Here is a 17,091-nt window from a genome sequence, read left to right as displayed (position 1 = left end):
ATGAGCCAATAGCTGTTGAGTTCTCTATCGGGTGTATAAGGAGTGGAGTAGCTCATTAAGACACAGAAATATACACTGGCATTGTAACGGTAAAGGACTAAGTGAAGAAACCACTTAAGTTGCAGCTCCTTAAAATGGACTTAATTTCCTCAAACTCTTATGATTATAGTTTTTGCAAGTGATAATAATGCTTATTCCCCCACGATGCGATTTTTTGCAGGAGCTGCTCCCGGTGCACTTCTACAGGATAAATATGTTCAGCATTAGGCCAAAATATTTCCTCAGTGATTTGCTCCAAACCCTCGACACCCATCGTTCGGCTAAACTGCCCCAGCTCATTGTAATGGTAAAGTGTCTGTCCTGTAAATACAGCTAATATTCTACCATCTAAAGATACCAGATTGTTAAAGCAGTTATCCATGTCTATATCAGTAGGTTCATCACGCAGACTCATAGGGAAAGCAGATGGGTCGTCATCGCTTGATAGCTGTGTCTTTATCTTTCTATAAAGAATATTGTGAAAATCCTTCCATTTTGAAATATTTGTAACTTTGTTGAAAAAATCTCTTCGCCGAAACCTCTTGTCTCTTTTAGATACGGCATCCAGCAAGATTAATCCTTTTACTGATGTATCTTGTGCGGCAATTTTTATTCCATTGTCAGCCCCAGAACAAAGCCCAAAGATTATAAAATTCCGATCACCGAACTCATGTTGCAACGCTTTTTTTATGAACTGCCAATCAAGAGCCACAGATTCCCGGTTTGATATATTTTCACGTGCTGGAGTGTCACCTTTACCTGACAGGTCAACGCGCAAACAAATATAGCCAATTTCTGCCAAAAGACGTCCGGCAAGAACATTTAAACGGTATGGTTCTGCCCGATACGAAAGCCCTGAATTGAGCATGACAACAACAGGTGCATTCACCGGATCATCAGGCATTGTGAGAACACCCAAGCCCTGATTATGTTCGCCATATCTAAAAGCATGTTCTTTCATGGTTTCAAAACTTGTTTAGCTATTGTTTCTAAGACCGGTTTTTGAGTGATAACCCCATCATGGTAATAGGGCCATTCGTAGACAATTCCCGGAAATTCACAGTTTATAAAATCATCTGGGCTAAGGGCCTTCGGATTTGTTGTTATGAGAGAAGTTGTGTCAGCATTGGATAACATTTCATGGCCAATGGTGACAGCTGCAATTTGTTCTTTAAATGTGCTTGAAAGAGTTTCGTTCACATACTCAATCTCTTCAAAAGGTAAATTGTTCCTTTCTGAATTTTTTCTATGCTTCTTTTTTAGATCCTGATTAACTTCAGCCAGCCAGCTTAAGTACTCTTTACCGCTGAGAATAGGATCCCAGAAAATATAGCGTTTTATAAGTGGATTATCAGACTGTGCAGCGAGTGTTGCTCCAAATCGTATACCAAGCAGGATGACTTCACTGGCACCACTTAGGGCGATCCCTTCTATGATCGCTTCGTTAATGTTCATTATCCATTCTGTAATGCTTGCCTGTTGGATTAATCCCTTGGATTCCGCAGTACCATAATAATCAAATCGCAGCACATGTATGCCGTTTGTCGAACAAGCAATTGCCAATTGCGAAAGTGCACGATAAGCTCTGCGATACTCATCAAACAGCGGTGGACAAATAACCAGAAGTCTTCTCGAATCTATATTATTTGATGGGTGGTAACAGCCAAATAAACGGTTATTATCAAAAAAGAAAGGCTCAATCATGTAACAATCTACCCCTGTTGACTTAATGAACTAACATCCTTGCCAGCACACACCGCATTGGCTATGTGTTGGCAAATCCTGTTTTTTTGCTTTATTCATGGTTGTTAGTATTTTCATTGCTTCTGACTGCTAACCAGTCGAAAATAATAGCCGAGGTAGCCCTCCACCTGCATATCAAGATGATAAGGCACCTCAACTTTCCGGTCATATTTCCACTGTGCTTCCAGCCCATAACCAAGATTCTTCATTTCTCTGAGTAGCTCCTCTTGCGAATAAATTCGATATGGTACTTCGCATACCTCCAAATTTTGTAGTGTCCAGTACGACATATCCTTATGTGAAGGAAGATTATGTACTATCACATGTGGGGGAAGCGTCTGGAATTCATTTAGCAACTGAGGCAGACTAATATCCATGTATTGCAGCGTTCCAGAGGTAAGGAGTATCTCTGAGACACCCAGATTATACATTTTGTCGCTCTCAACAAAGGTGAGTCTTTGTTCATTACGTTCTTCTGCGATTTTGCGTCCAAGCAAAACGGCCTCTCTCAACTCTGCAATAATCCATTGCACACCTGAAGGATACAGGCTGAACGTTTCGAAAGTATAAAAAAAATGGCCTATATTACCACCTAACTCAAGCACAATGGAGTTCTTTTTCATAAGTTTTGTGAGCCAGTACAATACCGGATAATCCATGTCCTGAAAACGAACATCCAAGCCTTGTTTTTCTGTTTCTATGTTGGTTGCTTTATTTTTATTAATAACATCATAAAAGCCAGGCTTATTTGTGGGTAATGCTTTTTTTGCATCATTGTAACTATCATATATTCCACGATAACTTATCCCCAAACGATTCTTTGCCATCTGTAGATAAATATCACGTCCAAATGGCAGCAGTTCAAGTCCTGCTAGAATTTTTCTCTTGATAGTAGCATTCATAGTTTTATCAACAGCTCTCTAGTTATTTGGAACTCTCTGGTCATTTTTCTTCTCCACCACTATGGGCAGATCAACATATGACATCTGAGATAAGCTTCTATACAACCTATTCTCTGCTTTCATTGCTACTGTGCTGTTATACTCTTCAGCACCGGTATTAAGGTTGCGAGCAAGACGCGGAAAATTACTACTGGAAATATAGACAGCAATTTTATGCCCTTTTTTGAAGCGATATGCAATAGGACGCAACTCCAACTCTATTTTGTATATTGCTTCTGGCTCCGCCAACTTTGGTTTATTTATCCCCTCACGATAGCGCAAACGGATAACACCATCATGCAGATTGAAAGCCTTCCCATCAGGATATTGATCGACTATCTTAACAGTAAAATCGGTGTCCAAGGCTGTTGTAGATACATTGAGAACTGCTGTCACATTACCAGTCAGATCGAGATCAGCTTTCAGGGCATCGGAGGTATAGATCAAAACATCGTCCCTTTCTTTAAGTGGCCGCTGATCTACAGCACCAGAAATATCACCTTCCCGCTTTGTACAGCAGATAGAACCTCCTCTGGTAGGTACTGGATTTAGAGGATCATAAACATAGGAATCAAAATTAGCACTGCTATCATCATCAAAAGAGGATTCCGGTTTACCAGTTCCTAAGAAACCATCAGCATCCAGGTAATACCTCTGTTTTTTTACATTTGGAGGAGGCCACTTTTCCGCTGTTTTCCAACTGTTGCCATGAATTAAAAAATACTTAAAACGTGGTGGAAGGTCCACTTTTTTACCTTTGAGCCAGTAGTCGAACCAATCAAGATAGATTCTACTGAAGTCAATTTCCTTGTAATTAAATGCCATTTCACCTACCTGAACTGGCCCTTTTTTAAACCTACCTGCAGAACAATGATTGCCCGGATCAATGAGGACATGCTGCGACTTTGCTCTTGGATGCTGGGCGTTTTCCGCTAAATGTTCTGCAAGCCGAAACGTATCATGTACCGTCTGATCGTACCAGGTGTTAACATGTAGAACAGCTGCAGAAAATGTATCATTATTGTCTATATACCCCTCCTCCTCCCACCAGGAATCGGTGAGCTTATGCGACACAAAATCATCGAAACCAGTTTCGTAAGGAACAACGTTTCTGGCGAGTTGACTTATGGGTAAACTGTTCATTTCTTCCTGCATTTTAACAGCATAATCAGGCGGTCGTTTAGTAATCTTGGAATGTTTCGCCCCTTCTGCAGTAAACCAACCCAGTGCACTGGCCAAGTTCAAGACGCCATTTTCATAAACACCAAAATATCCATAACTATTCTTTGCTTTCCCAATTGCTCCGCCAGCCCCTTCAGCTATCATAGCCATATGGTTGGGGTGATTAGCTGCCGCTAATACTATTTGGCTTTCTCCAAGATACGAGCAGCCATAGGAACCAACTTTGCCTGAAGACCATTTCTGCTCAACAATCCAGCTTATGGTATCGAAACCGTCATTGCGGGAATATCGATGTGGGGAATACGACTCACCTTCCGAAGCATATCTCCCTCGAACATCCTGAACAATGACAGCATAACCGTTATCAACAAATAACTTAATTCCGTTGAACTGAAATGAACCATATGTTGTTCTGATTAGTATTGCTGGAAGAGCTCCTCCATTTAATGGCCGATAAATATCAGTCGCTAAAGCGACACCATCACGCATTGCGATCATGACATTGCTTTGCCTAAATAATCCAAATCGCAAAGGTGCTGTCACATCACCAACAAAAGAAATAAAGTTTTTGCTGTTAGTAAAACCCATTGAAGATACACATAAAACCAAAAACAGTATTCCAAACAGCATTTTCTTCATTGTCAAATCACGTAGCATAAAAACTTAGAAGGCAATCTGCATAAAAATAGTTTTTCCCGAAATGCGTACATTACAGCTAGTCATAAAACAGGCTGGTAAGTGAGCCCATATAGATCCTTGATCGTTATCATTGAAACAAACGCCTCCAAAGAGATTTTTTTTGGGGAGACTTGTCGGTGCCATTTTTTTGGCTGGCCGCTTCTATGGTTGCGGCATCAAGATTCTCCAAGGTCTCAGTGGCTGTTGTCAAAATCGAATCGATCAATTCAGTGTCAACCTGACCTTCATCATAGTCAATTACCAGCAGTACGCCATCATCTTCAATTCTCGCCCAGAACTCTAGAGGAAATTCAGTGTGTTTTCGATCAATGTTCACCTGCGTTATCTGCAGATCGGCTAATGTTACGGGCCTGTTTCTGATATCCTGGTAAGCAAAACTCAAGGATAAGATGGAGGGAAATGCCTGTTTTTCAAAAGGTGTGTTTGTAGCTAGTTGAGCAAAACTAATTTCTTGATTCTCATGAAAAACTCTAAGCTGAGAAGCTATTTCTTCAACATTACTGACAAAGTTATCATAGGACAGGTTTATTTCTGCCGGTAGCGTCGAAACAAAACAACCGACCAATCCTATTACATCAGGTGTGTATCTGCCTGTTACCGGCAAACAAATTGAAAATTCTTTTTTATCTATAAAATCACCATAGGCTTGGGCTAAAGCGGCAAATATGATTTCATGCAGTCTGAATTGATGATTCTCGCAAAATAGTTCCACAGAACGTAAAGCATCTTTTTTAAGCTTTACATTTCTTCTCCCACAACAGCCTTTCGGCTTAGCAGCATTAATAAAACTGTCATGATCAGTATACTTTTGAACTACACGCTTGTGATAATTGAGGACACTCGAGTCTGGTAGGCTTTTTGATGACCAATCCGCATAATCTCTAAATTGAAAAGACAAAAAATCAAGAGACGCTGTTCTTTGTTCTAACGCAGCTTCATAAAAAGCCTCAAGTTCGCTTAAGAATATATCAAAAGACCAACCGTCAAAAACAAGTTGGTGGGGTATAAAAACGAGGAGATTGCTCGTGGGATTTATCTGGTACAATGTGGTTCGACAGAGAAAGTTATTAAGTACATCAAAAGGTTTTGATGCCAACAAATTCGCATCCTTCACTGCTTCTTCCATAGCATCAGTTTTTTTAGAATAGTCCTCAACGCGTAAAAAATCTACATCTGAAATATGTATTAAATTCAAAGAATAATTTTCTTCTTTTTTCACCACAATTGTTCGTAGTGCAGTCTGCCTTTCAAATACTCTTTTTACACTGTTCTGAAATGCATCCAGATCAAGCTCTCCATCAAACAACCAAGCAGCTGGAAGATTATTTGATGTATTATTTGGAAAATCAAGCTGTCTCTGAAGAAGTCTTTTCTGCTCTGCACTGAGTTGCCTTGTAACTGAATGCGGTAAGGGACTTGGCCCGCTAGTTTTATTAACACTGGCAGTTTCAGAGTCGCTTACTTTCTCAGCTATCGTGACGAGTCTTTCTGTTACTATTTGTGCCAGTTCCAGACGCATTTTTGTTGCAATTTCAATTCTTCGAATTGCTTCAAGCGCTAACAAAGAATGACCACCCAGCTCAAAAAAATTATCCTCACGGCTTATATTTCCAGTAATCTTCAAAAGATCCGACCAGATTCCAGCTATTGTCTTTTCTGAATCAGTTTGGAGTAAACCGGTTGACAGTATGGCAGATTCAGTTATTTCCGGACGCGGTAATGATCGCTTGTCAATTTTACCATTTGGTGTAAGAGGCAGCGCCTCAATACTAAGAAGGTACTGCGGCACCATATAGCTTGGCAATACAGAGCGTAATTGTTTGCGAAGGCGTATAGTTTCGAAATGTCCTTCTTGTTCGGGCACACAGCAGGCAACAATACGAATATCTTCATCACCGAGCGTCCACAAATAGACTGCAGCCTGTTTTATACCTTCACAGTTTGCCAGAGCCGTTTCAATCTCACCAAGCTCGATACGGTAACCTCTTAACTTTACCTGATCGTCCATACGGCCTAGGTGTTGAATTTCTCCACTTGGATGAATTTTTGCAAAATCTCCGGTTCGGTAGATACGTCCAAACTCAGCATGCTCGACAAATCTGTCCGCGTTCAATTCAGGACGATTTCGATATCCAAGTGTTACGCCGGTTCCGCCAATACAGAGTTCACCCGGGACGGAGATAGGAAGCGACTTCAGGTTGCTGTCTAGAATATAAATCTGGGTATTGGCTATCGGAGGTCCGATGGCTATAAATGCATCGGAAAAATCAATCCTTTTACAGGTTGACCAGACCGTTGTCTCAGTCGGGCCATACATGTTCCAAAGTTCTGAAACCATTGGCAGTAATTCATTAACAAGACTTTGAGGCAAAGGTTCCCCACCGCAGAGCGCTTTTAGAGGTTGCTGGGCTGCACTACTGTTTTTCCCCCAACTGCTAGCCAAGAGCAACCGCCAGGTACTCGGGGTAGCCTGCATAACAGTAATCTGATGTTGCAGGAGCAGCGTCGAAAGCCTTTCTCCATCTGTATAATCCTCCCTGCTGGCAATTATTGTGGTTCCGCCAACAATTATTGGTAAAAAGAGTTCAAGAACAGAGATATCAAACGATAACGTGGTTACGGCAAGCAAACGATCTTTGTTGGAAAATCCCGGAGTTTCGGCCATGCTCTCTAAAAAATTGATCATGGCAATGTTTTGTATGTTTACACCTTTTGGCTTTCCTGTCGATCCTGATGTATAAATCGTGTAGGCGAGGCGATCATCTTTTGTTTGAAGCACTGGTAGAGCGACATCAATTGAGCTGGGGGCGTCCATAACTTCAAGGTTGAGATGGAAAATCTCTGCATCTTTAACCCCTTCCGGAGCTAAATTGTCTTCAATAACCGCAACGGCCCCACTATCCTTAAGCATATACACCAGGCGATCTTCTGGAAAATCCGGATCAAGAGGCAGGTAAGCTGCACCAAGTTTTAAAATCGCCAGGGTGCTTTGCAATAAATTACTGGAACGCTGACAACAAATGCCTACGATTGAGCCTTCACGAACACCGTTGTTATAGAGGTGCTGAGCCAGCTGAGATGAGCTATCGTCAAGTTCTGTATATGTTAATGGAGTGTCTTCGGAAATAACTGCAACGGCGTCAGGGTTTTGTTTTTGTTGATATAAGAAAGCTGAAATTACATCTTTAAAGACAAGTTCTTTTTCGGTTTGATTAAATTCCCGGGCCAGCTCAGGAGGTTCACTGGCAAGTTGCAAATTATTTAATTGAGTATTGTGATCTGTAATTGCGATTCGTAATATTGATTCAAGGGCAGTCAACCATGAGGAAATGGTATCATCACTAAAAAGAGCTTTTGAGTATGTAGCCTCTATCAAAAGCTCTTTAGCTGATGGAACAATGTTGAGAAATATTTCAAAACTCTCGGCAGCCCGAGGCACTGAACGAACCGAAGCCGTTGCCGCACCCAGTTGAATAGGCGGAGCAGGCTGGTCAATATTAAAAATGGTACTTATTATTGGCACTCTTGAGCGATCGACCGTAAACTTTTCCAGCAACTGACCAAACGTAAAATTTGGGTGTTCAGAGGCCCTGATCACTTCCTGTTTTACCATATTAACCAGTTCAGCAAAGGTTGCCTCTCCACTCAGTTGCAACCTGATGGGAATAAGATGAACCAGATGACCAAAAAGGTTTAGCCGATTAAAGGCAGCCTGACCAGCTAGAGGCAGACCGACTACAATATCCTCATTGCCGGTAAGTCTATAGAGCAATGAAAAATAGGCCGCCAGTACATAATTTACCTTGCTGGACTTTAGAGCTGAAGCCGCCTTAGGCAGTTGCTCAACTAGAGACGTATCCATTGAATAATCCAGTCTGGCAGCGGAGAAACTTCGTGTTGCCGGGCGGGTTTTATCCAGAGGCAGGTCGAGTGATGGGGGTAATTGTTCAAAAGAATCGAGCCAGAAATCGGCGTCAACATTTTTAACAGATGTTGCAGACTGTTCTTCAGCATAGTCATAAAATGAGAGTGATTCACCAAGGGAGCTGGCCGATCCATTATTGTTGTAGAGCTCTCCGAGCTCTTTCAACATTATACCAAAAGACCAGCCGTCACAAACGAGGTGATGTGTTGCGACAATGAGTTCATAAAGAGACTCTTCTCGTCGTTTGAGATAGACAAATAATAGAGGACCCTCCTCAAGATTCATTGGAGAGATGGCTATATTTTTCAAAAGCGTCTGGATGACTTTCTTCTTGCTGTTGTCATCCTCGCCTTGCAGGTCTTCATACTCAAATACTACGTTTTTCGGTTCCTGCAGGCATAGCTCATCACCGGCAGGCGAAAAGGTTGTTCTCAGAACTTCATGTCTTTCAGCCAGAGTATTAAAACATCTCTCCAGCAAGTCCACATCAATTGATCCGTCTATTTGCAGGGCTATGGCTTCATTGAAAGCCGTATTTGCCTCGTCGCTCATTTTCGCGGCTGCTATAATCTCCTGCTGCGGTGCAGTTGTTGGTGAGACCCGTAATAATTCTCCACCGGCAAAAGGATCAAAAGAGTGCTTTTCAGTCATGGTTTTCCCACCTCAATGTATTCACCTGATTTTTTCGGATCCTCTATAAAATATGCAGGTTCCCCTCTTGTGTTTTTCCCAAGCCTGGCGCCAGCAGGAATATCGGCCTTAGTTTTTAGAAACTTCTTGGCTGCAACCATATCGCCATCTATCAGACCATGAGCAACAAGCTGGGCCAGAGATTTCTTGAAAGCAGACAGAATGGCCGAGATGTCTTCAGTGCTGTGAGCGGTAGTGAGAAAATTCGGCCTGAACTGCTGGGTGTGTATACCTTCAAATGTCATAAGAATGAAAAGTAAGTGTCCCCAATGAGCATTTGCCGGGACTGCAAAATAAAAAATTGATTTAAAATACTCGAATTTGACATCGCAATTAAGCTGTGTGATGAAAGATTTAGCCTCTTCAGCCATTTGTGATGTGTTGTCTTCAAGCTGTTTGTATAATTTACCGCCATCAGCTTTTATTCGATCCAAAACAGCCTTTGCTGCGGCTAGGGCGACAGGGTGGCGCACGAAAGTCCCTGCGAAAAACGTCACTCCACATTCCGGTATAGAGTCATTGCCATATTCCCAGTAGCCACCATCGAGAGCATCCATAAATTTGGCTTTGCCCCCGATAATTCCGATTGGATACCCACCACCAATAACTTTACCGTAAGTAGCAAGGTCAGCATCAATATCGAACAACTTGCGTATTCCTCCAGGATGAGTTCTAAATCCGGTCACAACCTCATCAAGAATCATTGCAGCCCCGCTCTCCTCAGTTATTTCACGAATTTTCTTCAAGTATTCAGGGCTGTGAAAATCAGGATGCCTGCTCTGAACTGGCTCTATGAGCACAGCGGCAAGCTCGGTCCCTTTTTCTTTGATGATTTCCAGACTTTCAGGATCACCCCATGGCAGTACGAGCATATTGCTTGTCATTTCACGCGCTATTCCTGGAGCAGCAGGCAATGCCTGGTGATTTTTTCCGGGGCGGTTGATTACCTCGTCAAAAATACCGTGATAGCTTCCCTCAAACATGACAACCTTGTCTCGTCCAGTCACAGTTCTCGCTAATCGAATTGCTCCAATTACAGCTTCAGATCCTGTACTGGCAAATGAGCAGCGTTCGTTGCCGGTAAGCTCGCAAAAAAGTCTGGCAACTTCTCCTGCTAGCGGTGATTGCGGTCCGGTTTCTACTCCTTCATCGATCTGTTTCTTTACTGCTTCAGTAACAAAATCAGGAGAATGACCAAAAAAGATTGGACCAAAACCGTTTGAGGTATCGATCAGCTCGTTTCCATCAATATCCCAGATTTTTGAGCCCTTGGACTTATGTACCACAATAGGAAAAATTATCTCTTTCCATTCAGGATTAAAACCCGAAACAGTGCGCGGATCAGCAAAATGTTTTCGGTTTTCCTGGGTATAGTGTTTCGAAGCAGCGAACTTTTGTTGATACGCTGTCAACTTTTCATTAATCCATTTCTCTTGGGCCTTTGTAAGTTTTGCTCCCACTTTTTCCCTGGTTATCCTAGTGCCGGGAGTATGACGAACAGCTGATTCAGCAGGTGCTGTCTTTTGTTGCGACTCTGTATCAGCTGATTCCGCTGGAACCGTTGTCGCTGTTTGTGTATTTCCAGCTACAGACAATGGTATCTGTGAACCGCTGATACTGCCACCCCCACTTACTGCTTGTAGCTGAAGCTGCATAATCTGCAATTGCTGGGCAATAAGCTGTTCGATGTTACTCGGTGGATTATTAGGGTTGTGTGACATTGCCATATTCACCTCATCCAGATGAGCGTTTATGCCCGAAATGGGATTTTCTACCGCATTTTCTTTTGTTTCCGGTGGGACCTGCTCTGCTATGAAATCACGCAGCAGGCCGATACTGGTGTACTCTTCAACTAAATGCCTGAATGTTGTACCCACAGAAAACTGACGATCAATCATTGTTGCAGCCTGGGTTAACAGAAGTGAATCAAGACCAATTTCACTAAAATGATCATCTGCGCCTACTTCTGCCAGATCAAAACCACTCACTTCTTCAAGCAGGTCTCGTAATTTTTTCTCTATAGTTGTTGAATGTTCTTCTGCGCTCATAGATATCGTCTGTTTTTCTATTTGAAAGTCAATAGCCGCCGGTTGCTTGACCGGAGGGGCTACAGTAGAGTTTGGCAATGAAAGCCAATGTCGTATGGGTAAAAAGGCATATCCTGGCAACTTGGTTCTACCAGGGTTGACCCCTTTGAAGAAATGAGACCAATTTACCTTGAAACCTGAAGCCCATAAACTGTTTAAAGTTCCACTGAATTCTGCGATAAAAGAATCATCAATTGCAGAAGAAGGGGCTACTGTGAGAATGTGGTTTTTTGATTCCGCATTCTGGCAACGAACAAGAGTTGAGAGGACTTTTCCGGGACCAACTTCTACAAAGGCAATATTTTCTTTTGCGAATTGATTTTTGGCAGAGGAAATTGCTTCGGCAAATCGTACTGGATTTCGTATCTGTGTGGCCCAGTATGTGGGATCAGTGGCTTGTTCTGCCGTCATTAGCTTACCGGTAGCTGTGGAAAAAATCGATAACTCAGGCGGCGCCAAGTCCATTGTTGCAATAAAAGAACGAAATTCATCAACAATAGGCTCCATCATTTCAGAATGGAAGGCGTGGCTGGTATAGAGCACAGAACAGCTTATATCATTTGTTTCAAGTTCTGCTGCCGCTCTATGAATGCTTTCTCCAGGACCGGACAGTACGAGTCGGTCGGGAGCATTAACAGCAGCCAGACTCAACCCCGTCGTAATCAATGTCTCAACTTTATCAGGTGTAGCCATGACAGCAAGCATTTTCCCTGGTTTACATGACTGCATCAATGCCCCGCGCTTACAGACAATCTGAACCGCCTGCTCAAAGCTCATGACACCGGCAAGTGCTGCAGCCGTAAATTCACCAATGGAGTGGCCAATCAGAAAATCAGGGTGACAGCCGCATGATTGCAGGTATTTGGCCAAACCATATTCAATAAGAAAGAGTGCTGGCTGCGCTATTTGTGTCTGGTTGATATCAAGATCGGCAGGAGCAGATTCACCAAAGAGGAGATCTTTAAGATCAACTCCCTGATGCGATTTGATAATGAGACATCCTTTATCTAGAGTCCCCCTGTATTGCTCATCATTTTGATAGAGCCACTGGCCCATCAATTTTCGCTGGGACCCTTGCCCTGAAAACATGAACCCTATTTTTGAACCAGAATGCTCTGGATATTTTCCGAAGGTGATTGATTTCCTGTTTTCTAGCTGCTTAAGTGCATCACCTGCAGTAGTCCCGGAGAAGGCAGCTCTGTATTTAAAATGCTGACGGTGGGATAACGAGGTGTAAGATACGTTGAGAAGGCTTTCATCTTTGGGTTTTGTGGAGAAAAACTTCTGGTAATCCTCTATAAGCTGGTTGAGTGATTCCCTATCTTTTGCCGACAGAAAAATGGGATAACCCGGATGCGGTGTTACCGCTTCTAATTGCTGTCTTTTAGCTGCTTCTTTATCGACATACTGCTCAATGATAACGTGGGCATTGGTACCTCCAACGCCAAGAGAACTCACGGCAGCTCTTCGGGGCATCTCTGTGCGCCATGAAGAGATCTTATTGTTTACAAAAAACGGTGTTTTTTCTAATTCAAGCTTTGGATTAGGTGTTGTAAAGTGAAGAGTAGCAGGAATTTTATCTGATTCCACTGCCTTTACAGTTTTAATGAAGCTGGCGATGCCAGCGGCATGTATAGTGTGGCCTATATTGGATTTAACAGATCCTATTGCACAGCTATCCTTCTTATTATCAGTGGCAGGTGAATAGCTTTCGGCCAAGGCCTTTAGCTCGATTGGGTCTCCCAGAGGTGTTGCTGTACCATGAGTTTCTATAAAACCGATGGATTCAGGGCTTACTCCCGCTTTAGCAATTGCCGCATTGTAAACCTCTATTTGACCTTTCACACTTGGAGCAGTAAAACTCGCTTTATTTTTGCCGTCATTGTTTACTGCATATCCCTTTATAACAGCATGGATGATATCTCCATCCCGTTCAGCCAGATCAAGTCTTTTTAAGACAACAAACCCAGCACCATCATTAAATGTGGTTCCTGAGGCATCTACATCAAAAGGCCGGCAATGCCCATCTTTTGAGAGCATACTTCCTTCCTGATACATGTATCCACTTTTTACTGGAGTAGAGACAGATACACCTCCAGCAAGCGCTGCTTCACATTCGCCGCTTTCTATATTTGCGCATGCCTGGGCTATCGCCACAAGACCTGTTGAACACGCAGTGAAGACATTAATACTTGGCCCTTTGAGGTTGAGCTTGTGAGAGATACGTGAACAGAGAAAATCAGATTCATTGGCAAGGCTGGCGTTAAACAAACCGAAAGTGTCTTTTACCTCTTTGTTGTTCAGTACGTATTGCTGGAAATATCTGGCCCAATTCATCCCAGCAAATACGCCAATCCGCAAACTCTGATCATCGTTTGCAAGTCCAGCGTCTTCAAGCGCATGCCAGGCAAGCTGGAGCATTATGCGTTGCTGTGGGTCCATGATTTTTGCTTCAAGGGGAGATATCCCAAAGAATGCAGCATCAAAGTGCTCACAGTTGTCAATAATGCCTTTGGCGAGCACATAGTCTTTGTGGGCTATGTCTGCCTGATCAATTTCACTCTCAAGCTCCTCTTTTTTGAAAAAGCTTATGGTCTCTTTGCCTTCAAGAAGATTCTGCCAGTACTCGTCAACATTATTCGCTCCAGGAAAACGACAAGCCATTCCCACAATAGCAATTTTCTTCCTCGTTCCAGAAGGTCCTGCACTGGAGACTTCAGCAACAATTTTACTCCTCTCAGGCTGAAAGAAAAGTGATTGAGAATAGATAGTCGAGTATTCAAAAACAAATGTGGCCCCAAGCTCTTGTTTGAAATTCCTTGCCAGTAATTGCGTAAGTTGCAAAGCCTCTAGAGAAGTGCCCCCAGCATCCAGAAAAGTATCATGTAAACCCACTTTCCTGCCAAGAATTTTGGACCAGCAATCTGCCACCATATTTCCAGGATCTTCCGATTCACCGGTGTTTGTAAAAGGATCCGGAAGTTTTGATTCATCAAGTTTGCCGTTCTGGTTTTTCGGTAATTCAGGTAAAGCGACAAAAAAGTGGGGAATCATGAAAACAGGCAAGATTTCAGCCAGTGCTGACCTCAGGCGACTGCTTTCCACCTCAGCATGGCCAACGTAATATGCCGCCAGTCGCTTTTGTCCCTTTGGACCTGTTTTAACAACAACACGAGCTTCGACAATTTCGTCGAGCTGATTGAGACGGAGTTCAATCTCGCCCGGTTCTATTCGATGTCCATCGATTTTTACCTGCTTATCTATGCGCTGTAGAAAATCGTACGAACCATTTTTATTTTTTACAACGATATCGCCAGTGCGATACCCCCTCCTATGCTTACCGTCACTACACTTGACATCAATAAAGCGCTCAGCTGTGAGATCAGGCCTATTCAAATAGCCAAGAGCCACCCCATCTCCAAAAACTATCAGCTCACCTTCTCTACCAATTTCTGTAACCGGCTTAAGCTGTTCATCAAAAAGCTCACAGATAGTTCCTGGAATAGGATAACCAATGGGGATACGTTTAATTTCATCGGGCAGTTCTTTAGGAATGGGATATATTGTTGTGAACGTGGTGTTTTCAGTGGGTCCATACCCATTAAACAGCCTGGTATCGCGCAATAACGACAGTCCTTTCTTAACATGAAGGACGGAGAGCACCTCTCCACCTGTGAGCAACTGTTGTATGTTTTTTAATGTATCCGGATCTTCAGAAATGATCGTGTTGTACAAAGAAGATGTCAGCCATAGTGTCGTAATTCCCTGGCTTAGTATCGTATCCTGAACGACAGCAGGAGATATGAGCCCATTTTCTGGGTGCAGTACACAGGTTCCCCCATTGAGAAGGGCACCCCAGATCTCAAAGGTGGATGCGTCAAAACTCAGTGCCGACAGCTGTAAAAAAACCTGTGAACTGTCAAAATTAATATAATCGGTATTAACAACAAGGCGGGTTACGCCTCGATGAGGAACTGAAACGCCTTTTGGTTTTCCGGTTGAGCCGGATGTATACATTATGTAAGCAGGCAACTCAGCATCAACAACGCTTTCCGGCCTTTTGTTTTCGCTTCTTTTTAATGGCAACTGTAACCAATTAAGCCCAGTGGACTTTAGTGGTGGTTCTTCTCCTTCAAAAAGTCCGAACCTGGCTCCAACATCTGTACAGATAAATTTCTGTCGATCTTCTGGATAATTGGGATCCAGAAACACATAATGACCGCCAATCCAAAGGATACCAAGCATGCTTCCGCACAAGGACGCACACCTCATAGAAGGCAGCATTACGGCACCACCCTTCTGAGCACCTAATTCTTCTAACCGGGATGCGACTATAATTGCTTCCTCTAGCAGTTGAGAATACGTTAGACTTTGCCAGCCACTCTGGTCTTTGTATACAACAGCAACTCGGTGAGGGTTCCGTTCAACGACCTGTAGGAAATGGTATATAATCGAAGCTGGATTCTGTGTTTTACCCACATTCAAATCCTTTTTTAGATATGATAATTGTATTAACCATCCGGAACTACCTCCTCCTTTAAGCCCGGTATTTCACTAGCAAAGAAAGAATTTTTTCATTGTCCTCTGGCCTAACATATTCATGAACAGGTAGAGTCAGAATACGGTCACATACATGTTCCGCATGGGGAAATTGGACATCAGAGAATTCATCGGAAATATCCGAAATCATATTTATCGGAGATGGATACGCAGACATTATTCCCAGTCCGTGTTGCTCACTTTGCTTGAGGATATAATCCCTCACCTCTGGATTTGGCGCCAACACCGCCAATCTAATCATACTTGAGCCACCAATGCGATTAAAACGAGTAAAGCTATCAGGTAATTTTTTGTCCCAATAATCATTATTTTTTTGTCTTGCACGTTGATGGCTCTTTAATCTTTTTTGCCAATTTGCAGCCAACTTTACCTGGAAAGATGATAGTTGCTGTATTGAAAAATCAGGCTCATATAGTGTTTCACCCAGTTTCAAAAAAGGAACAGACTTTGGTAGCCAAAATAACCAGGGTTTTTGCAAGAGCATTGTCAACGCAGTTTTCAATGACATACTAAAACTATCTAACCTCGTACATCCTTTTAATGGAGCGCTTAATAGTCTGATGTTATCCGCCACATCCTTTCTTTTAGTAACTATTATACCTCCATCCATCGAAGACAATGCCTTTCCCCGTCCCAAGCTGAAAAAACCTACATCTCCAATTGCACCGAGTTTGTCAGTGTTTACTATCTCTCCCATAGCTTGAGCTGCATCCTCAACAACAGTAATTTCAGGTCCAACAATAGCCTCAACTCCAGCAACATCTGCTGGGTAGCCAAAAAGGTGCGTTGGCAGAACACAAAGGATTTTTTTATCTTGCGTATCTTCAGCAATAATTTTACTTAGTTTTTCTTTATCAAGATCCAGGGAATCACGTCCGAAATCACAGAGCACTATCTTCAGTCCAGCACGTTTTACTGCCGCAGGAACAGAGTAGCAAGTAAAGGCAGGGAGTATAACTCTATCACGGTCTGGGTACATTTCTTTTAAAGCCAGAAGAATCAGCGTTAAGGCGGCTTTACCTGAGGATAAAAGAAAGCAATATTTTGAGCCAAATTCCTGGAGTATTTCTTGCTCGAAACGGCCCCCATGATCTTTTTGAATTAGGCAAGCAGGAAGGGCTTGTAAGATATCTATCAGCGGTATAGGTGATGCTGCAGGAGGGAGTGTTCGTCCTATTCTCATTTTTTCAGATACCAGTGTTCATATAGCCATATTGTAATAAAG

7 protein-coding genes are annotated in these 17,091 nt (G+C 42.7%); all 7 read right to left on the bottom strand.

Annotated elements, in window-relative coordinates:
- Nucleotides 1-163: 163 nt before the first annotated feature.
- On the bottom strand, nt 164-1,000 hold the full coding sequence (locus ACX6CI_RS23310; RefSeq protein ID WP_458776048.1) for an alpha/beta hydrolase family protein: 837 nt from the start codon (nt 998-1,000) through the stop codon (nt 164-166).
- Nucleotides 997-1,743, bottom strand: a complete 747-nt coding sequence (locus tag ACX6CI_RS23305; RefSeq protein WP_458776047.1) for an alpha/beta hydrolase family protein — start codon at nt 1,741-1,743, stop codon at nt 997-999. The genes ACX6CI_RS23310 and ACX6CI_RS23305 overlap by 4 nt, the downstream gene beginning before the upstream one ends.
- A gap of 113 nt (nt 1,744-1,856) precedes the next feature.
- The gene (locus tag ACX6CI_RS23300) at nt 1,857-2,684 is read right to left on the bottom strand and encodes a methyltransferase, TIGR04325 family (protein ID WP_458776046.1); all 828 of its coding nucleotides are present in this window, start codon (nt 2,682-2,684) and stop codon (nt 1,857-1,859) included.
- A gap of 18 nt (nt 2,685-2,702) precedes the next feature.
- On the bottom strand, nt 2,703-4,544 hold the full coding sequence (locus ACX6CI_RS23295; protein WP_458776045.1) for a CocE/NonD family hydrolase: 1,842 nt from the start codon (nt 4,542-4,544) through the stop codon (nt 2,703-2,705).
- A gap of 127 nt (nt 4,545-4,671) precedes the next feature.
- Nucleotides 4,672-9,180 (bottom strand): amino acid adenylation domain-containing protein, encoded by a 4,509-nt coding sequence (locus ACX6CI_RS23290; RefSeq protein WP_458776044.1) that lies wholly within the window; start codon nt 9,178-9,180, stop codon nt 4,672-4,674.
- Nucleotides 9,177-15,785 carry an amino acid adenylation domain-containing protein gene (locus tag ACX6CI_RS23285; protein WP_458776043.1) on the bottom strand — a complete coding sequence of 2,203 codons (6,609 nt, stop codon included), beginning with the start codon at nt 15,783-15,785 and terminating at the stop codon, nt 9,177-9,179. Before ACX6CI_RS23285 ends, ACX6CI_RS23290 begins: the two co-directional genes overlap by 4 nt.
- Nucleotides 15,786-15,843: 58 nt before the next feature.
- Nucleotides 15,844-17,049, bottom strand: coding sequence for a DegT/DnrJ/EryC1/StrS family aminotransferase (locus tag ACX6CI_RS23280; RefSeq protein WP_458776042.1), 1,206 nt, complete (start codon nt 17,047-17,049; stop codon nt 15,844-15,846).
- Nucleotides 17,050-17,091: the final 42 nt, after the last annotated feature.

This window comes from Desulforhopalus glucosivorans (assembly GCF_054397165.1).
This window is presented reverse-complemented; position numbering and strand designations above follow the sequence as displayed.